Here is a 19,460-nt window from a genome sequence, read left to right on the forward strand (position 1 = left end):
CCACCCGTCCCGGACCTTCCGGAGTGCCGGTCAGAAGAGTAGATCGTCAGCCCCGTTCCGGAAGGGCCGATGGTGAGGCCGACCGCAGGGATCATGGTGGGGTGAGGAACACGGAACGGGCCGGAGGCCACGGCGGACTGACCGCCTATCAGACGGAGTTGCGGGACCGCATGCTCGCCGCCCCGGTCGTACCCGCCCCCGAACCCTGGCGGCCGGTCTTCGAGGGCTGCGCCCCCGTCGGCGGGCTGCTCGGCATCGGGTTCGCCACGCACCCGGAGAACGGCCATGACCTGGTGATGGTCGTCTCCCACGACGGCCACGGCCTCCTCGACGCCGTCACGGGCGAGAGGATCGCGCGCGACCGGGACGCCGATCCCTACCCCGAGCGCGATGCGCGGGCCGATCTCTCGTATCCGGGACCGGGCCCGATCGCCGACCGCAGAGTGCACATCGCGGGGCTCTTCGGCGGCGGTCTGCACACCGGCACCGATGACGGCTGGGTCGTGGAGGTCGTGAGCCCCGACTGGCCGCACGACCGGGTCGTGCTCTCCTCCGGCAGCGCCATGCCGCACCGCGCACCGCACGGAGAGGGGTGGTGGCATGTCTTCCACTCGTACCACTCCGAGCTGCGAGCCGTCGGCTTCTCCCCCTCCGGCCGCACACTCGCCGTGGCGACCAGCAGCGACGTGACCCTCTGGACCCGCGCCCCCGCCGACTGAGTCACCCCGCACGCCCCGCCCGGTACGCCCACGGCCCCGATCTCGTGGCGCGGCCCGGCGCGGCGAGTTTTTCTCGTATTGCTCACTCGCCCCGCGCCGTCCCGCGCGAGGAACACACATCAACACCGCTTAAGGTAAGGCTTGCCTAAGCAAATCCCCCCACAAGATCGCGGAGCAAGTCGTGCGCGCAGTGAGAGTGAAGGCCGTCCTGGCCACGGTCGTCGCCGGAGGGCTGCTCGTCGGCTGCTCGTCCACCGACGGAGGCGACAGCGCCGAGAAGGAGGACGGTTCCCGCAACGCCGTCATCGGCTCCTCCGAGAGCGGCGGCCCCTCCGCCGCCCCGAGCACCCTGGCCGAGGGCATGGGCGCCGACCAGGCGACCGACGGCACCTTCCCGCGCACGGTCACCCACTTCAAGGGCGCGACGACCCTGAAGACCGAGCCGAGGAAGATAGCCGTGCTCAGCACCGGCCAGCTCGACGACCTGCTGTCCCTGGGCCTCGTCCCCACCGCGACCACCCGAGCCGACAACGCCGGTCTCGTCCCCGACTACCTCGCCGACGCCTTCCCCGAGGACAAGGCCGAACTCGCCGACATGACCGACGCGGGCACCCGCCAGGCACCCAACCTCGAGTCGCTCGCCGCCGCGAAGCCGGACCTGATCCTCGCCAACGACTCCCTCGGCGACCTCTACCCCAAGCTGTCGAAGATCGCGCCCACCGTGATCACCGCCGGCAACGGCATCAACTGGAAGCGCGACCTCCTGCTCGTCGGCGCGGCCGTCGGCAAGGGGCAGCAGGCCCGGGAACTGCTCGATGACATCGTTGCCGACGCCGAGGAGAAGGGCGCGGCACTCGACACCGACCCCACCGTCTCCATGGTCCGCTTCACCCCCGACCGCACCCGGATGTTCGGCGTCTCCTCCTTCACCGGCTCCATCGCCGTGGACATGGGCCTGGAGCGCCCCGAGTCCCAGCGGTTCAACGCCATTTCGGAGGACATCGGACCGGAGAGCGTCGACACCGCCGACGGGGACTGGATCTTCTACTCCGTGCAGGGCGACGCGAAGGAGACCGACGCCGCGAGCGTCGTCGCCGGACCGCTGTGGAAGTCCATGAAGGCCGTCGAGGCCGGGCACGCGGTGAAGGTCGACGACGACCCCTGGTACCTGAACGCCGGTCCCACCGCCGCGCGTCTGGTCGTACGACAGCTCGCCGGGCACATCGGCGAGTGACCGCACGTCTCGCCTGGCCGGCGGCCGTCCTCGCGGTGGCCGCCGCGGCGCTGCTCAGCCTCGCCGTCGGCACCCGTCCCGTGCCGCCCTCGGCCGTCCTGGACGCGTTGCTGCACGGCGGGGGTTCGGCGGACGCGCTCGTCGTACGGTCCCTGCGCCTCCCGCGCACCGAGGTCGGGCTCGCCGCCGGGGCCGCGCTCGGGCTCGCGGGCGCCGCGCTCCAGGGCGTCACCCGCAACCCGCTCGCCGACCCGGGGATCCTCGGGCTGAGCCAGGGCGCGGCGGCGGGGGTCGTGCTCGCCATCGCCCTCGGCCTCGCGAACGGCTTCAGCGGTTACGTCCCGTACGCGTTCGCCGGTGCGGTCGTCGCCGCGTGCCTGGTGTACGCCATCGCCGCGCGCGGCCGGGACGGGGCCTCGCCGGTGAAGCTGGCGCTGGCGGGCACGGCGTTCTCGGCGATGACGGCGGGCGGGACGACGGTGGTCCTGACGTCGAGTTCGGCGACGCTCGACCAGTTCCGGTTCTGGCAGGTGGGCGCGTTGAGCGGCCGGGACGCCGGGACGGTCCTGCGGATGCTGCCGTTCCTGTGTGCCGGGGCGGTGCTGGTGCTGGCCTGTGCGCGGGGGCTGGACGCGCTGGCGCTGGGCGACGAGACGGCTCGGGCGCTGGGGCATCGGGTGCATCTCGTACGGGGGTGCGCGGCGCTCGGCGCGACGCTGCTGACCGCCGCCGCGGTGGCCGCGGCCGGACCCATCGCCTTCGTGGGGCTCGCGGTGCCCCATCTGGCCCGGCGGCTGGTGCGCGGCGGGCATCGGGCGGTACTGCCGCTGTCGGCGCTGCTGGGAGCCGCGTTGCTGGTCGGCGCCGATGTGGCGGGCCGGGTGGTGCGGGCTCCGGCGGAGGTGCCCGCGGGGGTCATGACGGCGCTGGTGGGGGTGCCGGTGCTGGTGGTTCTCGTACGACGCGGAGGTGCGGCCCGGTGAAGGCGCGGACCGTGCTGCGGCCCACTCCCACGACCTCGCTCCTCCTGCACCGCCGTTCCGCCGCGGTGGCCCTCGTCCTCCTCGGCCTCCTGGCCGCCGTCATGCTGGCCGCCGCGTGTCTCGGTCAGACGTACGTCTCCCCCGCCGAGGTCTGGCACACCCTGCGCACCGGAGACGGCCCGCACGCTCTCGTCGTGGCCGAGCTCCGCGTACCCCGTATCGTGCTCGGCGCGCTCGTCGGCGCCGCGCTGGGGCTGGCCGGGGCGCTCGTGCAGACCGTCACCCGTAACCCCCTCGCCAGCCCCGATGTCATCGGTGTCGGGCACGGAGCCGCCGCCGCGACCGTCCTCGCGCTGGCCACCGGGGCCACCCCTTCACCCGGGGCGATGCCCGTCGTCCCGGTCGCCGGTGGGCTGGCGGCCGCCGCTCTGGTCTACGTCCTGGCCTGGCGGCACGGGCTGCAGCCGAGCCGGTTCGTCCTCACCGGTGTCGGGATCGGGGTCGCGCTCTCCGCCGTCGTCCAGCTGTATCTCACGGACAGCGAGCTGGAGGCCGCCGAGCAGATCAAGCTGTGGCTGACCGGGAGCCTCAACGGACGGGGCTACGAGCAGGCGGGGCCCCTGGCCGCCGTGCTGCTGCTCTCGCTGCCCGCGCTGGGGTGGGCGAGCCGGGTGTCCCCGCCGCTCGGCCTCGACCCGGACACGGCGTCCGCGCTGGGCGTGCGGGTGGACCGTGTACGGCTCGGGCTCACCGTCCTCGGGGTGGTGCTCGCGGCGACGGCGACCGGGGCCGCCGGGCCCATCGGCTTCGTCGCCCTCACCGCGCCCCAGCTGGCGCGCCGCCTCACCCGCACCCCTCAACTGCCTCTGCTCAACGCCGCGTTGACGGGTGCCGTGGTCCTGGTCGCCGCCGATCTCGCGGCCCGCACCCTCCTGCCCCCGCTGGAGATCCCGGTCGGGGCCCTCACCGCGCTGGTCGGCGGGCCGTATCTGCTGTGGCTGCTGGGCCGCCGCACCCGGACGGCACGGTGAGGGCCCCGGAGCAGTGCGGCTCCGGGGCCCTCGGTCGTGCGGGCGTCGACGTCAGATCGTCGCCGTGTCGATCACGAACCGGTAGCGGACGTCGCTCGCCAGCACCCGCTCGTACGCCTCGTTGATCTCGTCGGCGCGGATGAGCTCGATCTCGGCGCCGAAGCCGTGCTCGGCGCAGAAGTCCAGCATCTCCTGGGTCTCGGCGATACCGCCGATCATGGAGCCGGCGAGGGTCTTGCGGCCGCCGATGACGGAGAAGAGGTTGAGGGAGATCGGCTCCTCGGGGGCGCCGACGTTCACCAGGGCGCCGTCCCGCTTGAGCAGCGAGAGGTACGCGCTGAAGTCGAGCGGGGCCGAGACCGTCGAGACGATCAGGTCGAAGGTGCCGGCCAGTTCCTCGAAGGTCTTCGGGTCGCTGGTGGCGTAGTAGTGGTCGGCGCCCAGCTTGAGGCCGTCCTCCTGCTTGCGCAGCGACTGGGAGAGCACGGTGACCTCGGCGCCGAGCGCGTGGGCGATCTTGACGCCCATGTGGCCGAGGCCGCCCAGACCGACGATCGCGACCTTCTTGCCGGGTCCGGCGTTCCAGTGCTTGAGCGGCGAGTACAGGGTGATGCCGGCGCAGAGCAGCGGCGCGGCCTCGTCGAGGGCGACGCCCTCGGGGATGCGGACGACGAAGTTCTCGTCGACGACGACCTTCTCGGAGTAGCCGCCGTAGGTGGGCCCGCCGTCCTTGCCGACCGCGTTGTAGGTGCCGACGCTGCCGCCGGTGCAGTACTGCTCCTCGCCGGCCTTGCAGCTCTCGCACTCCCGGCAGGAGTCGACGAGGCAGCCCACACCCACCCGGTCGCCGACCCGGAACCTGGTGACGCCGGGCCCCACCTCGGAGACGATGCCGGCGATCTCGTGGCCAGGGACCATCGGGAAGATGGCCTCGCCCCAGCCTTCACGGGCCTGGTGGATGTCGGAGTGGCAGATGCCGGCGAACTTGATGTCGATCAGGACGTCGAACTCACGGACCGCGCGCCGTTCGATGGTGGTGCGCTCCAGCGGAGCCTTCGCGGCGGGGGCGGCGTACGCAGCAACGGTGGTCATGCCGGGGTTCTCCTAGCGATGGTGTCGCACCCGGCCGCCTTCTGACCGGGTACGCATCCAGCCTGCCGGAACGGAACCCGTTCACCCAGGTCACCGCTCTGCCTACGTCCGGTGTTCCTACTACTGGCGGGGTCAGGATGGTGGGCGTACGACCGTGAATACTTGAGGCATGGACGAACGCCCCGAACCCGTACAGGAGCCCTCCGGCGCGCTGGACCGGCGTGCCGAGCTGAGCGAGTTCCTGCGCACCCGGCGGGCCCGGCTGAAGCCGCAGGACGTCGGGCTGCCGGACTTCGGACGGCACCGGCGGGTGCCGGGGCTGCGGCGCGAGGAGCTGGCGCAGCTGGCCGGGGTGTCGGTGGCGTACTACACGCGTCTGGAGCAGGGCAACGGACGGAACGTGTCGGCGGAGGTCCTGGACGCGATCTCCCGCGCCCTGCGGCTGACCGACGCCGAGCACGCCCATCTCACACATCTCGCGAAGCCGAAGCAGCACAAGAAGAAGCAGGCCGGGCGGACCCAGCAGGTGCGCGGGGCGCTCTTGCAGCTGCTCGACTCGATCGACGGGGTCCCGGCCTACATCTCGGGCCGGCGTTCCGACGTCCTCGCGTGGAACCGGATGGCGGCGGCGCTGTTCGGCGACTGGTCCGCACTGCCGCCGCAGGAGCGCAACTGGGCCCGGATGGTGTTCCTGCGCCCCGAGTACCGCGACCTGTTCACCCAGTGGGAGTCCAAGGCGGCCGACATCGTCAGCTATCTGCGCATGGACGCCGGCTGCCACCCCGACGACCCGCGGCTGTCCGCCCTGGTGGGTGAACTCTCGGTCAAGAGCGAGGAGTTCAGGCGGCTGTGGGCCACCCATGACGTCAAGGAGAAGGGCTACGGCGTCAAGCACTTCCGGCACCCTCTGGTGGGCGAGCTCTCCCTGTCCTTCGAGTCCTTCCGCCTCCCCGACGACAGCGAGCAGGTGCTGATCATCTACCACGCCGAACCGGGATCGGCCTCGGCACAGGCCCTGCGTCTGCTGGCCAGTTGGGGCACGGACGCGACCCGGGCGGGCCGGGACTCGACGGTTCCGCAGGGCTGACCCGGCGTCTCAGTCGTCGACGCCGAGGTCCTCGCGCATCAGCCGCCGCATCTCGGAGAGGCGGGGCTCGGCCTCCTTCAGGTCGAGCAACGCCTGCACGGCGCTCTCCCCGTCCGCGGCCCGCCCCCGGTCGAGCCGCTTCACTTCGGCGTCGATCGCCGCGAGCACCTGGTTCACGGCCCGCGAGGCCTGAAGGATCCGCTCCGGCACGACCATCTGCGCCTCGGCGTAGTGGTCCCGGTGCTCCCGCCGGGCCTCCTCCAGCCGACCGCGCTCCTGGTCCGTGTAGACACCGTCGCGCAGCCGGTGCAGGGCGTCCTTGAGGAGCGTGTGGAACTGGCGCGAGGCCCGGTTCATGGCGACGTAGGCAGCCCGCCGGTCCTCGAACATCCGCCTGCGCTCGACGACTTCGGCCTCCTCCGCCCGCTGCCGCGCGGTGAACCGCTGGCTGAGCGCGGGCGCAAGGAGCGTACCGAGGACGCCGACCACGGCGGTGATCATGGCGGTCACGGCAGCGGTCATGCGCGGACCCTATGTCACCCCTGGTAGGGCGGCGCCACCCCCCACCCCCACTTCGGCACCGGCTGCTCCGCCGGCGGCTTGGCGTCCGGTCCTGAGAAGTACACCGCGAGCCGGGTGCCCCACTCGACGTAGGAGAGGAAGGCCGCGCGGAACTCGGCGTCGGTCGGCAGGCCGGCCTCGTCGGCGGCGTCCTGGATCAGGTTCACCCAGCGGCGGCGCTGGGGCTCGGTGATCCCCCGCCCCAGGTGCTTGGCGACCATGTGGCCGTGGCCGCCCTGGGTCTCGGAGTAGGCGGGCGGGCCGCCGAAGACCTCGGCGAGCCAGAGGGCGACGTGCTGGGCGTGCTCGGGGGCCAGGCCGTCGAACACCGGGGCCAGCAGGTCGTCCTTGAGGACCTTGCCGTAGAAGACCGACGTCAGCCGGGCGAAGGCCTCCGCGCCACCCGACCACTCGTAGAGCGTGGGCACGGCCGAGCCCTCGCCGCGTACCGCCGTCGGCTTGTAGTGCCGCATCTCCTCGATGTCGGCGATGTACGGGCGGATCTCGGCGAGGAAGCCGGGGAAGAGCTCCGACTTGCGGAAGCCCTCCAGATGGTCCTGCGTCGAGGTCCAGGTGATGCGCAGGACGAAGTGCGCGAAGTCCTCCTCGCAGCGCGCCAGTTCGTAGTCGACGCACTGCGGCGATGCCGCCAGTTGCTCCGCGGCGCGGGTGTAGGCGGCCAGGAACTCCGCCGAACGGTCTTCCGGGATGTGGTACCGGACGTATTCCACGGTGTGGGCGGTCATGGGCCCCACACAAACACGGAAGCCCCACCGGAGGCTGCTCCTCCGGTGGGGCTTTCGCTCATGGCCTACTGGACCTGTTGCACCTACTGCGGCGGACTACTTTCCGTAGTACGCGTTGTAGATCGAGATCGTCGACTTGTTGCCCTTCTTGTCGGCGATCTTGGCGTGGAAGGAGATGCCCTTCCCCTTCTCCGGGTTCTTCACGGTGATCTTGCCGCCCGTGACCGTGACCTTCTTCCAGGTCTTGCCGTAGTCGTAGGACACGTACACCGACAGCGACTTGAGGTTGGAACCCTTGGCCGCGCCCTCGACGACGACCGGGATCTTCACCGTCTCGCCGGCCTTGACGCGGCTGTCGAGCCCCGTCTTGGCGTTGAAGCGAGCCGTGGAGACCGGCAGCGAGACGAGGTCCGCGGAGGACTTCTTCGAGCGGAACGTGAAGCTCGCGTCGATCCGCGTCGAAGCCGCCGCCACCTTGACGCTCCGCTTCACGGACGTCGTCAGCTTGTACTCGGCGTCGGCGGCGGGGACCTTGAAGGCCTCCTCGCCGAAGAACGGGTCCGTGTTGGAGCCGACCTTGGTGCCGTTGCGGTACAGCTCCGTCTTCACCGAGGAGAAGACGGACGAGCCCGCGTGCGTCGCGCCGTCCGCGAACAGCGGCAGGTAGCCGTAGAGGTTGTTGCCCTCACGGAACACGCCGTAGTTCTTGTTCAGGTGCGGACCGAAGACCGCGGTGTTGAAGGTCTTCGTGTACTTCTGGCCCGCCTTGAAGGTCTGCGGGTCGCCCAGCGTGTAGTAGGCCTCCGTGATCGGGAAGCCGTCCGCGTCCTTGCCGTTGTACTGCTCGAAGTCCAGCGTCCACTGGATCTTCTCGGACGTCGAGAAGTACACCGTGCGGGTGCCCGGCAGCGGCTGCTCCACGGGGGAGCCGATGACGATGTCCGTGGGGAAGAAGCCCCAGGCGGTGAGCCCGCCGGTCTTGCCGGCCGCGGCCGCGCCGAGGTTGTTCTTCACCGTGGCGAGCTCGGACGCCTTGAAGTGGCGGACCTTGTCGCCCTGGATCTTCTTCACCTGGGCGGTGGTGGCCACGTCGTACTCGGCGTCGTCACCCTTGGTCCACTGACCGCTCCAGGTCTGCGTCAGACCGGTCGAGACCTGACCGCCGAGGTGCGCCATCCGCAGGTCGGCGAAGGACGGGAGCCCCACACCGATACCGATGCCCGCCGGCTCGTACAGGTAACTGACCATGCCGAACAGCTGCTTGGCCCCGGCGTCCGGCACCGTGATGTCGGCCGACTTGGTGGTGCGGGCGTCGATCGTCACCGAGGTGTTCTTGGTGACGCTCAGCTTCGGCTGGACCACCCAGTCCAGACCGCCCTCCAGGTTCACCCAGTCCTTGGCGATCCAGGCGTCCAGCAGATACGTGCCCTTGGGCAGGCGCATCTTGGTGGTGCCGGACTCGTCGATCGTCACCTGGTAGCCGCGGTCCGCGGCCAGACCGGTGTAGCCGAGCAGGATGGTGTTGTAGTCCTTGGCCGGCTGGCCGTCCTTGCCGATGTGCTTGACGGTGAGGTCGTACGACTCCAGCTCACGCTCCACCGCCGCGGCCGTACGGACCGTCTGGCCGCCGCCCGTCGCGGTCACGTACGCGGAGTACGCGCCGTCGACCGTGCCGCCCAGCTTGGTGTTGACGGTGAAGTCGACGGAGGCCGAGCGGCCCGCCGGGACCGTCACCTTCGTCTTGGCGAGCTTGAAGAAGCCCGCCGGAGCCGCCGCGCCCTTGGGGTTGGTGGCCTTGGACGACAGCGTCAGCGTGACGTCCTTGTCACCGAGGTTGCGGTAGGTCAGCTTCTTGGTGTCCGGCTTGTCATCGGTGTGCGGCCACAGCTGCGTACCGAAGCTCACCGACACCGGGTCGGCGATCACGGTCTGCTTGATGGCCTTGTCGACCTGGATCCGGCCCGAACCCTGCTCGAACGGGTTGTACTTGCCGCCCTTGGTGGAGGCGGTCAGCGCACCCTTGAGTTCGGCGTACGTCCAGTCCGGGTGCTCCTGCTTCAGGATCGCCGCGGCGCCCGCGACATGCGGGGTCGCCATCGACGTACCGGAGATGGTCAGGTAGCCGGCCGGCTTCTCGCCGACCTCCTGCTCGATGACGCTGCCCTTGGCCGAGGCGGCCGTGATGTCCACGCCCGGCGCGGTCACGTCCGGCTTGATGGCACCGTCGCCGACCCGCGGGCCGGTCGAGGACCAGGGGGCCAGGACATCCTTGTCGTCGACGGCGCCGACGGTGAGCGCGGCGTCCGCGCTGCCCGGCGAACCGACCGTCTGCGGACCGGAGTTGCCCGCCGCGATGGCGAAGAGCGTGCCCTTCTCGGCGGAGAACTTGTTGACCGCCGCCTCCAGCGGGTCGATCTCCGGGGTGTCCATGCCGCCGAGGCTCAGGTTGACGACATCGGCGCCCTGCGCGACCGCCCACTCCATGCCGGCGAGGATCCCGGAGTCGTCGCCCGAGCCGGTGTCGTCGAGGACCTTGCCGTTGAGGATCTTGGCGCCGGGCGCCACGCCCTTGTACTTGCCGCCCGACTTGGCGCCGGTGCCCGCCGCGATGGACGCGACATGCGTGCCGTGGCCGAAGTGGTCGGTGGCGTCGGCGGCCGTGGAGAAGTTCTTGGCGTCGATCACCTGGTCCTTGAGGTCCGGGTGGGTGGCGTCGACACCGGTGTCCAGGACGGCGATCTTGACGCCCTTGCCGTCGTAGCCGGCGGCCCATGCCTTGGGGGCGCCGATCTGCGGCACGGACTTGTCGAGGCTGGCCTTGCGCACGCCGTCGAGCCAGACGTGCGCGATGCCGGAGGCCGTCTCGTCGCCGTTGGTGACCGCGTCCCACAGCTCGGGCGCCTCGGCGGTCGGGGTCTGCACCGCGTCCGCGTTCAGCGACTTCAGGGCCACCCGGAGCGTGCCCGCGTCCCGGACGTCGTCCTTCGCGGCGGTCGCGGCGCCCTTGTAGCCGACGATCACCTTCAGGCCCTTGGCCTGCGACTTGCGGGTCGCGGACTTGTTGAGCTCGGTGATGTCGAAGAGGCGCTGGTCCAGCTTGCCGGTGGCGACCAGCCGGGCCGCGTCGGCGGGTATCACCAGGGTGTGCCCGTCGGCCTTGCGGACCTGGAACGGTATGCGCTCCCGCCCCTTGGCCCGCTCGACGCTGACGACCTGTCCCTTGGCGTCGACGGCGACCCGGTCACCGGTGATCAGAGTGATGCGGTGGTGTGCCTTGAGCGAGGATGCCGACTTGGCTGCCGCCTGCTGCTCCGGCTTCGCCGCCGCGGGGCTGGTCATGCCCGCCGCGAGGGCGACCGCTGCTCCCGTGGCCACGGTGGCAGCACAAACTCTTTTCACTTGTCTGCGCAAGTTTCCCCCTTGCTGAAGGACCGGACGAATTCCCCGTTCACCCGGCCGGGGGTGGTCCCGTACGCATGCGCGTGCACCCCCCGGAATACGCAGTATGCCGGGGGGTGATCAGGCACCTCAATAGACAGGAACCCCACAGCGGGGCACTGTTACGCGTTGCTCATAATCATGCGCCCGCGTTCTCCTTCACCGTGATCCGGCCCTTGCGGATGGTCGCGATCCGCGGGGCCTTCTTCGCGATGGACGAATCGTGCGTGACCATGATGAAAGTGAGCCCGAGCTCCTTCCACATGCGTTCGAGTACGTCCATGATCTCGTCGCGCATCGACTCGTCGAGGTTGCCGGTGGGCTCGTCGGCGAGCAGCACCTTGGGGTTCTTGACGAGGGCGCGGGCGATCGCGACGCGCTGCTGCTGTCCGCCGGACATTTCGCCGGGCAGGTGTCCGAGGCGTTCCCCGAGGCCTACGGACTTCAGCGCCTCGGCGGCCCGTTCGCGGCGTTCCTTCACCTTGGTGCCGAGGGGGACGAGGGCGGTCTCCACGTTCTCCTGGGCGGTGAGCGTGGGAATCAGGTTGAAGGACTGGAAGACGAAGCCGATGTTCTCGCTGCGGACCCTGGTGAGCTTGGCCTCGGAGAGCCTCGCCAGGTCGGTGCCGTCCAGGACGACCTCGCCCTCGGTGGGCTTGTCCAGGCCGCCGAGCATCTGGAGGAGGGTGGACTTGCCGCCGCCGGTGGGGCCCTGGATGACGAGACGGTCGCCGTCCGCGATGGTGAGGTCGACGCCGGCGAGGGCGTCCACGGTTTCCTTGCCTCGGGTGTAGCGCTTGGTGACGCTTTTGAGTTCGTACATGGGTGGCTCCTGAGTGTTGTTCGGCTGCGGGTCGTGGGGGCTGGTCGCGCGGTTCCCGCGCCCCTAGGGAGATGCGGGTACCGCCCGCCGAAGACGAACCGCTACTCGACTCGCCTCAGCGCGTCCGCCGGGCGCAGCCTCGACGCCCGCCAGCCGCCGAACGCGCCCGCGATCAGGCCGCCGGCCACCGCGAGGCCCACCGCCAGCACGATCGTCGTCACACTGACCGGTGCCGTCAGCGCGACCTCGAGGGTCTTCGCGGCCTGCCGACCGGGACCGCCGCCACCGGGGCCACCGCCCATGCCGCCACCACCTCCGGTCGAGCCGCCCAACTGGGCCTGGAGAGTGGGGCTGACGGCGGTCACGACGTACGCGCCCGCCAGGCCGAGCCCGATGCCCAGCGCTCCGCCGAGGAGTCCGTTGACCATGGCCTCGCCGACGACCTGCCGGGTCACCCGGCCCGAGCGCCAGCCGAGCGCCTTGAGCGTGCCGAACTCGCGGACCCGGCGGGAGACCGCCGAGGAGGTCAGCAGGCCGGCGACCAGGAACGCGGCCACGAGGACCGCGATGGACAGCCACTTGCCGACGCTGGTGGCGAGGTCGGAGGCGGTGGAGAGGGAGCCGGAGACGGTGTCGGCGAGGTCTGCGGAGGTCGTCACCGTCGTACCCGAGATGTTCTTCTGGATGGTCGACTTGACGGCGTCGATCTGCTGGGAGTCGGTCGCCTTGACGTAGATCGTGGTGACCTTGTTCTTCTGGTCGCTGACCGTCTGCGCCTGCTTGAGCGGGATGTACAGGTTGGCCGCCGCGTCACCGCTGTCCGCGGTCGCGACGCCGATCACCTTGAACTTGACCTTCTTGATGGTGACCGTGGAGCCGACCTTGAGCTCCTTCTCCTTGGCGTACGCCGAGTCGACGACGGCGACCTTGGCGTTCGTCTCCGTCGACTTGAAGGTACGGCCGCTGGTGATCTTGGAGGAGGTCAGCGGGCCGGCGCCGGACTGGGTGACGTCGGTGCCGTAGACGGAGTAGTTGTTGACGTCGAAGTTGGCGCCGCCGCCCCGCACTTCGCCCTGCGGCTGGCCGGTGCCGCCGCCGTTCCCGCCGGGTCCGCCCTGCTGCTGGCCGCCGCCGCTGTCGTCCTGCTGGAACTGGCCGCGGGTGAACTGGCCGTCGACCTTGACGACCTGGAGGCTCAGACCGCCGACCGCGTCCGAGACGCCGTTCTGCGAGCCGACCTTGGTGACGGTGGAGGCGGCCAGCGTCTGGAAGCCCTGGGGCATGACGATGTCGCTGCTCTGCTCCGCGTCGGAGTCGCTGTCCTGCGCGTCGAACTCGAAGCGCGGGCGCTGCTGGGCGTTGTCGCCCGACTGCGCCGGGGCGGCCTTGGTGACCGTCATGTCCGTGCCGAGACCGTAGAGCGACTCCAGGACCTTGTCCTGGGCCTTCCCCATGCCGGAGGACACGGAGTTGACCACGATGACCAGCGCGATACCGAGCGCGAGCCCGGAGGCGACGACGAGGGCCGCCTTTCTGCGGCGGCGCAGTTCGCGCCTCAGGTAGGTGAAGAACATGCGCCGCAAGCTAGGTACGGCGCGTGATGACTGGATAAGGCCTAAATAAGAGATGCATGAGAAGGCTGTGCCGAAGCCCAGAAAAACCGATGCCGCCCCTGGGGGCGGCATCGGAAATCTGTGAACGGACCCTGGATCAGGCGGCCGAGCCGGCCTTCCAGTCGGCCCAGCTGAGGTTCCAGCCGTTGAGGCCGTTGTCCGGGGAGACCGTCTTGTCGCCGGTGTTCTGGACGATCACGACGTCACCGATGATCGAGTTGTTGTAGAACCAGTAGCCCGCGGTGCCCTTGTCGTTGGCGCCCTTGGTGTCCGAGAGGCCGACACAGCCGTGGCTGGTGTTCACGCTGCCGAAGATGGACTTCGCGCCCCAGTAGTTGCCGTGCACGAAGGTGCCGGAGTTGGTGAGGCGGATGGCGTGCGGCACGTCCTTGATGTCGTACTCGCCCTTGCCGTCGTCGTCGGTGAAGCCCACGGTCGCGCCGTTCATGCGCGTCTCCTTGAACTTCTCGGACATCACCATGATGCCTTCGTACGTCTTGTTCTCCGGGGAGCCGGCCGAGATCGGGATCGTCTTGACCGTCTTGCCGTCCTGCGTGACCTTCATCTGCTTGGTCTTCGCGTCGACGTACGTGATCTGGTTGCGGCCGATCTTGAAGGTGACCGTCTTCTGCTGGACGCCGTAGACACCGTCCGCGCCCTCGACGCCGTCGAGCGCGAGCTTCAGCGTGACTGTGGAGTTCTCGGTCCAGTAGTCGTCGGGGCGGAAGTCGATGCGGTTGGCGTTGAACCAGTGCCCGACGACCTCCTGGCCGCTGGACGAGGAGACGGTGATGCCCTTCTGGACGGCCGCCTTGTCGGTGATCGCCTTGTCGAAGTTGATCGACACCGGCATGCCCACACCGACGGTGGAACCGTCCTCCGGCGTGAAGTTGCCTATGAAGCTGTTGGTCGGGGAGACCGTGGTGAACGAGGCGTTCTCGTGGGCCACGCGGCCGTCGGAGTCCTTGGCCTCGGCGGCCAGCTTGTAGGTGGTTGAGCGCTCCAGCTGGGCGTTCGGCTTCCAGCTGGTCTTGTCGGCGGACAGCGCGCCCGCGACCTCGGTGCCGTCGGCGGTCGTCATGGAGACGTCCGTGAGCGTGCCCTTGCTCACGGTGACGGCGGCCGAGTTGTTGATGGAGGCGTTGTCCGAGCCGTCCTTGGGTGTGATCTTGATGTCGGCCTCGGACGTCTTCTTGGCCGCAGCCTCGTCGGCCTTGGCCTGCGAGGTGTCCTTGCCACTGCCAGAGGCGTCGCTGTCGCCGCCGCTGGAACAGGCCGACAGCACGAGCACACCGCCGAGCAGTGCGGACACGGCCGTCAGGCCCCTGCTCCGCTTACTGACCGTCATCACACGCTTCTCCATCGTTGCCGAATCCCCAAAACCCCGAGAGTCCCCGTTAATTAATCTTCAACGCTACGACCGGTTCGTCCCGTTCCACTTTCTTCGAAGGTGTGGGGCACGCCACGTCCGCCGGGGCGGGTGGTGCGTATGTTCGGTCAGTGCGCCCCCTGAGACGACGAAACCCCGGGCGGCGGTTGCCGTCCGGGGTCACGATTTCCCCAAGACTGCTCAGCCTGCCACCGCTGCCGCTTCTTCGTCGTCGTCCTCGGCCACATCATCCTCGTCGAGGTCCCACTCCGGCGAATCCGGGTCGTAGTCGATCCGCTCGCTCGACCAGGAGGCCTGGACGAGCTCGACCCCGGGTACCTCGCTGACCAGGTCGAACGGATCGACGAGATACGCGAGGGCCTCCGCGGTGTCTTCCGTCACAGCGCTCTCGGCGTGGGCCTGCTCGTCGGCCGGCATCTCGGAATCGTCGGCGATCCGCTCCAGCGCGGCCCTGGTCACGGCCTCCTCCTCGTCGATCTCGACGACGAGTTCCACACGAAGGCGGACAAAACGTGATGTCTCTGAAGTGCTCATGTCCCGGAGAGTACGGCCCTTCGCCCCCGTGACTTTCCCGTGACCCGCACCTTTCACTAACATCGCCCCACACGGCCAATTCGCCAGCGCCACAAGGGGATCGATATTCCGTGTCATCCGCTCGCCGTCCGTTGCTGACCGCCACCGCCGCGGGCACCCTCCTGTGCGCCCTGTGGTTCGTCCCCTCCGCCAACGCGTCCCAGGACGAACCGGCGAGAACGCAGGTCACGCAGGTCACACAGCAGGCCAGGGCCACGACCGCCGAGTCCGCCCAGGACCGGGACACACAGGACGGCGCCCAGCTCGCCGACACCGGCAGCTTCGACACCACGCCGTACGTCGTCGGCGGCACGGCCTTCCTCGGGCTCGGCGCCGGCTTCGTCGTCTATTCGGTACGCCGGGAACGCCTCGGATTTTGAATCGACTTGACGCGCGTTTGACCAAAACCTCATAGTCCGCTCATGAAGAGATCAACGGGGGCGCGCATAGGCGCCACACTCGCCGTAAGCGCGTTGTCACTCGCCCTCATCACGGGCTGTTCGGACGAGGGTTCGGACGACTCCAAGGAAACAGGGTCGGATTCCTCCTCCTCGTCGGCCCCGGCCGCGAAGACCTACACCGCGGCCGAACTGCAGAAGCTGATCCTCGCCAAGGGCGACATGGACGGCTACGAGGTCGCCAAGACCGTCGGGGCTCCGGAGACCAAGGACGAGGTCACGGCCTCCGACGAGAAGTGCCGGCCGCTCGCCTTCGCCATGTCGGCCCAGGCGCCCGGTGACGCGGCCGCGGAGACCAGCGTCCAGGCCACCGAGGAGAAGGACCCCACCGACACCGCCTCCCAGTCCGTGGAGGACCTGGCGGAGGGCGAGGTGGAGGACACCCTCACGGACGCGATGAGCATCAACGTGACGATCGTCGGCCTCTCCTCCTACGAGGGCGACGGCGCGGCGGAGACCTTCAAGTCCGTCTCGGACGCCGTCGAGAGCTGCTCCGGCGGCTTCACGGTCACCGCGGACGGCGAGAAGCAGAAGCTCGTCAAGATCACCGCGGAGAAGGGCTCGGGTACCGGCGACGAGTCGGTCGCCTTCGCCTCCGAGGGCGAGATGGAGGACTCCGAGGACACGGGCACCGTTCACGCCGAGGTCGTCCGGCACGGCAACACCATCGCCACGTACTACACGATCAACCTCGGCTCGCTGATGACCGGCAAGGCGTACCCGGTCGACGCCGCCGTCGTCGAAGCGCAGGCCAAGAAGCTCAAGTAAGCACCGTCGCAAGGGGCCCTGTCGCACGGCAGGGCCCCTTCATGCTGTCTACCGAAGCGGTCCGGTCACCGTCTCCGCCGCCGCGACCAGCTGCCCGCTCCGCACGAACGCGTCCGCCCCGGCCAGGTCGGGCGCGAGGAACCGGTCGGGGCCAGGGCCCTGGACACCCGACTTCCGCAGGGCCTCGATGACCGCCTGCGAGGCCGGCGCCGGGGCCAGCCCCTCGCGCAGCTCCACCGCGCGCGTGGCGGCGTACAGCTCGACGGCGACGACCCGGGTGAGGTTGTCGACGGCCGTGCGCAGCTTGCGCGCCGCCGACCAGCCCATGGACACGTGGTCCTCCTGCATCGCGGAGGAGGGGATCGAGTCCGCCGACGCCGGTACGGCCAGCCGCTTCATCTCGCTGACCAGCGCGGCCTGCGTGTACTGGGCGATCATCAGCCCCGAGTCGACGCCCGCGTCGTCCGCGAGGAACGGCGGCAGACCGTGGCTGCGGTTCTTGTCGAGCAGCCGGTCGGTACGCCGCTCCGCGATGGAGGCGAGGTCGGCGGCGGCGATGGCGAGGAAGTCCAGGACGTAGGCGACGGGCGCGCCATGGAAGTTGCCGTTGGACTCGACCCGCCCGTCGGGAAGGACGACGGGGTTGTCGACGGCGGACGCCAGCTCCCGCTCCGCCACCAGCCGCGCGTGCGCCATCGTGTCGCGCCCGGCGCCCGCGACCTGCGGGGCGCAGCGCACCGAGTAGGCGTCCTGGACGCGCGGCGCGTCGTCCTGGTGGTGCCCGGTGAGCTGCGAACCCTTCAGCACGGCCAGCATGTTGGCGGCGCTGGCGCCCTGCCCCGGGTGCGGGCGGATGGCGTGCAGCTCGGGGGCGAGGACCTTGTCGGTGCCGAGAAGGCCCTCCATCGACAGAGCGGCGGTGATGTCGGCCGACTTGTAGAGCATGTCGAGGTCGGCGAGGGCCATGACCAGCATGCCGAGCATGCCGTCGGTGCCGTTGAGAAGGGCGAGCCCCTCCTTCTCGCGCAGTTCGACGGGGGCGATGCCGTGCTCGGCGAGCAGCTCACCGGCCGGTCGTACGACGCCGTCGGGCCCCTCGGCGTCGCCCTCGCCCATGAGCGTCAGCGCGCAGTGGGAGAGCGGGGCGAGGTCGCCGGAGCAGCCGAGGGAGCCGTACTCGTGCACGACCGGGGTGATCCCGGCGTTCAGGACGTCGGCCATGGTCTGCGCGACCTCGGGACGGACACCGGTGTGCCCCGAGCAGACGGTCTTCAGCCGCAGGAACATCAGCGCCCGTACGACCTCCCGCTCCACCCGCGGTCCCATGCCGGCGGCGTGCGAGCGGACGATGTTGCGCTGCAGCTGGGCGCGGAGCTCGGTGCTGATGTGCCGGGTGGCCAGCGCGCCGAAGCCGGTGCTCACGCCGTAGACGGGGTCGGGCTTGGCGGCCAGCGCGTCCACGATCGCGCGGGCGGCGGCAAGGGCCGTGACCGCCTCGGCGGAGAGCTCGATGCGGGCGCCGTCGCGCGCCACGGCGAGAACGTCGGACGCGGTCACCCCGGACGTCCCCACCACCACAGTGTGCATATCCATATTCAGGAGCGTACGCACTGAAGACGAGGATGTCACGAGTGGGGCCGGGGATTGCCCCTTACCCGCGCGTACGTCACAGACGGCGCCCACGGAACCGGCGACGCTCCGCGTGACCCTCCCGGGAGGGCGCGTCGGCCAGTCGTACGACGGGGTCGTCGGGCCCTTGCCGTCCCGCGACGACCGGCTTGGCGGCGTGCTCGGCCTTGGCCCGGTACTGGGCGGCGTCGGCGAGCCGGAACAGCCGACGGGCGGAACGCACGGGCCCGATGGGATCCTCGGTCGACGCGACACCGCAGGCCACACCGTCCCCCAGCTCCAACTCGGCGGCCCGGCGGCAGAGTTCGTCGGCCGCCTTCACCACCTCGTCGGCGCCCGGCCCGACGACGAGCAGACAGAACTCGTCCCCGCCGAGCCGCGCGGCGAGCGCGCCGGGCAGCATGGCGCCGCAGAGGGAGAGAACGGACCCGAACCGCTCCAGGAGCCGGTCACCGACGGCGTGCCCCTGGGTGTCGTTGACCCGCTTGAGCCCGTTGAGGTCGCAGACGACGAGGCTGACGACGACACCCTCCCGCTTGTGCCGCTCCACCGCCTCGTCGAGACGGACGTCGACGGCACGGCGGTTGGCGAGTCCGGTGAGCGCGTCGGTGAACGCCAGCCGCCTCGCCTCCTCCAGCCGCTCGGTCTGGGCGATCCCGGCGGCGACGACGGAGGCCAGGACGGTGGCGAAGTCGGCGTCGGCGCGGTCGAAGACGGGCTGCCCGGCGGGGCGGGCGACGTAGAGCTCGCCCCAGGCCCGGCCGTTGAGCACGATCGGCGCGACGACACAGCAGCCGCGGCCCCTCCTGCGGAGGGCGGCGACGCGCTGGTGGACGTATCCCGGGCGGCGCCCCGCGGCGGGCCCCTCGGCCGTCTCCACCCATGCGTTGGGCTCCCCGCCGCCGGCCCACCGCTCGTGCAGGAACTCGGTGATCTCGGGGAACTGGTGGACGGGATACGCCTCGCCGTCGGGGAACTCCTCCTCGTCGGACGCCATCTCCCCGACGTTGACGAGGACACGGAGGCGGCCGAGCTCCCGCTCCCACACGGACAGCGCGGCGAAGCTCCCACCGAGGGCACGGCAGGCACCGGTCGCCGCGGCGCGCCACGCCTCACGTGAACCATGGGCTGCGGCCATGCCCTGAGCCAACGCAACGACGGCCGCGAGCCGCTTGTCCTCACCCATCACTCCAGGCTAGGGAGGTTTAGGGCGAATCGGGACATTGATGCGCCGAACAGGTGTTGGGGGTGGCTGAGCGGTTCGGCGGATCAATGTCCGGGTTCTGTCCATTATGCACAGCTCCGAGCCCACGAG

17 protein-coding genes are annotated in these 19,460 nt (G+C 70.2%); 7 read left to right on the forward strand and 10 right to left on the reverse strand.

All coding sequences use genetic code 11. The annotated features are described in order from the left end of the window. Positions 1 to 170 precede the first annotated feature (170 nt). The 4 genes from HLK59_RS37320 (at position 171) to HLK59_RS37335 (ending at position 3,967) form a co-directional block, all read left to right on the forward strand. Positions 171 to 719, forward strand: a complete 549-nt coding sequence (locus tag HLK59_RS37320; protein ID WP_171146079.1) for a hypothetical protein — start codon at positions 171 to 173, stop codon at positions 717 to 719. A gap of 181 nt (positions 720 to 900) precedes the next feature. Next, a complete protein-coding gene (locus HLK59_RS37325) occupies positions 901 to 1,953 on the forward strand; it encodes an iron-siderophore ABC transporter substrate-binding protein (RefSeq protein ID WP_171146065.1) in 1,053 nt (350 codons plus the stop codon). Then, positions 1,950 to 2,936: an iron ABC transporter permease gene (locus HLK59_RS37330; RefSeq protein WP_171146066.1), complete on the forward strand. Its 987-nt coding sequence runs from the start codon at positions 1,950 to 1,952 to the stop codon at positions 2,934 to 2,936. Before HLK59_RS37325 ends, HLK59_RS37330 begins: the two co-directional genes overlap by 4 nt. Next, entirely contained in the window at positions 2,933 to 3,967 is a 1,035-nt protein-coding gene (locus HLK59_RS37335; protein ID WP_171146067.1) for an iron ABC transporter permease, read from the forward strand. Before HLK59_RS37330 ends, HLK59_RS37335 begins: the two co-directional genes overlap by 4 nt. Positions 3,968 to 4,018: 51 nt before the next feature. Here the strand turns inward: HLK59_RS37335 and HLK59_RS37340 are convergent, their stop codons facing one another. Then, a complete protein-coding gene (locus HLK59_RS37340) occupies positions 4,019 to 5,059 on the reverse strand; it encodes an NAD(P)-dependent alcohol dehydrogenase (RefSeq protein ID WP_171146068.1) in 1,041 nt (346 codons plus the stop codon). A 169-nt stretch (positions 5,060 to 5,228) separates the two neighbouring features. On the opposite strand from HLK59_RS37340, the gene HLK59_RS37345 reads away from it, so the two are divergent. Next, positions 5,229 to 6,146 (forward strand): helix-turn-helix transcriptional regulator, encoded by a 918-nt coding sequence (locus tag HLK59_RS37345; RefSeq protein ID WP_171146069.1) that lies wholly within the window; start codon positions 5,229 to 5,231, stop codon positions 6,144 to 6,146. A 9-nt stretch (positions 6,147 to 6,155) separates the two neighbouring features. Here the strand turns inward: HLK59_RS37345 and HLK59_RS37350 are convergent, their stop codons facing one another. From HLK59_RS37350 to HLK59_RS37380, 7 genes are all read right to left on the reverse strand, one after another. Beyond that, entirely contained in the window at positions 6,156 to 6,668 is a 513-nt protein-coding gene (locus HLK59_RS37350; protein ID WP_171146070.1) for a hypothetical protein, read from the reverse strand. Positions 6,669 to 6,682: 14 nt separating this feature from the next. Next, positions 6,683 to 7,453, reverse strand: coding sequence for an antibiotic biosynthesis monooxygenase (locus HLK59_RS37355; protein ID WP_171146071.1), 771 nt, complete (start codon positions 7,451 to 7,453; stop codon positions 6,683 to 6,685). A gap of 96 nt (positions 7,454 to 7,549) precedes the next feature. After that, positions 7,550 to 10,792, reverse strand: coding sequence for a S8 family serine peptidase (locus HLK59_RS37360; protein WP_240982870.1), 3,243 nt, complete (start codon positions 10,790 to 10,792; stop codon positions 7,550 to 7,552). A 238-nt stretch (positions 10,793 to 11,030) separates the two neighbouring features. After that, positions 11,031 to 11,714, reverse strand: coding sequence for an ABC transporter ATP-binding protein (locus tag HLK59_RS37365; RefSeq protein WP_171146072.1), 684 nt, complete (start codon positions 11,712 to 11,714; stop codon positions 11,031 to 11,033). A 101-nt stretch (positions 11,715 to 11,815) separates the two neighbouring features. Next, the gene (locus HLK59_RS37370; RefSeq protein WP_171146073.1) at positions 11,816 to 13,288 is read right to left on the reverse strand and encodes an ABC transporter permease; all 1,473 of its coding nucleotides are present in this window, start codon (positions 13,286 to 13,288) and stop codon (positions 11,816 to 11,818) included. 136 nt (positions 13,289 to 13,424) lie between these two features. Then, positions 13,425 to 14,690, reverse strand: coding sequence for an Ig-like domain-containing protein (locus tag HLK59_RS37375; protein ID WP_171146074.1), 1,266 nt, complete (start codon positions 14,688 to 14,690; stop codon positions 13,425 to 13,427). Positions 14,691 to 14,897: 207 nt separating this feature from the next. Next, positions 14,898 to 15,251: a hypothetical protein gene (locus HLK59_RS37380; protein ID WP_171146075.1), complete on the reverse strand. Its 354-nt coding sequence runs from the start codon at positions 15,249 to 15,251 to the stop codon at positions 14,898 to 14,900. A 110-nt stretch (positions 15,252 to 15,361) separates the two neighbouring features. On the opposite strand from HLK59_RS37380, the gene HLK59_RS37385 reads away from it, so the two are divergent. Both HLK59_RS37385 and HLK59_RS37390 read left to right on the forward strand, forming a co-directional pair. Beyond that, entirely contained in the window at positions 15,362 to 15,670 is a 309-nt protein-coding gene (locus HLK59_RS37385; protein ID WP_171146076.1) for an LPXTG cell wall anchor domain-containing protein, read from the forward strand. 42 nt (positions 15,671 to 15,712) lie between these two features. Further along, positions 15,713 to 16,516, forward strand: coding sequence for a hypothetical protein (locus HLK59_RS37390; RefSeq protein WP_171146077.1), 804 nt, complete (start codon positions 15,713 to 15,715; stop codon positions 16,514 to 16,516). A gap of 48 nt (positions 16,517 to 16,564) precedes the next feature. Here the strand turns inward: HLK59_RS37390 and hutH are convergent, their stop codons facing one another. Next, a complete protein-coding gene (gene hutH / locus HLK59_RS37395) occupies positions 16,565 to 18,103 on the reverse strand; it encodes a histidine ammonia-lyase (protein ID WP_171146081.1) in 1,539 nt (512 codons plus the stop codon). Positions 18,104 to 18,182: 79 nt separating this feature from the next. Then, positions 18,183 to 19,331, reverse strand: coding sequence for a sensor domain-containing diguanylate cyclase (locus tag HLK59_RS37400; RefSeq protein WP_171146078.1), 1,149 nt, complete (start codon positions 19,329 to 19,331; stop codon positions 18,183 to 18,185). Positions 19,332 to 19,460: the final 129 nt, after the last annotated feature.

The sequence above is a fragment of the Streptomyces sp. S3(2020) genome, assembly GCF_013044505.1.
Classification (GTDB): Bacteria; Actinomycetota; Actinomycetes; order Streptomycetales; family Streptomycetaceae; genus Streptomyces.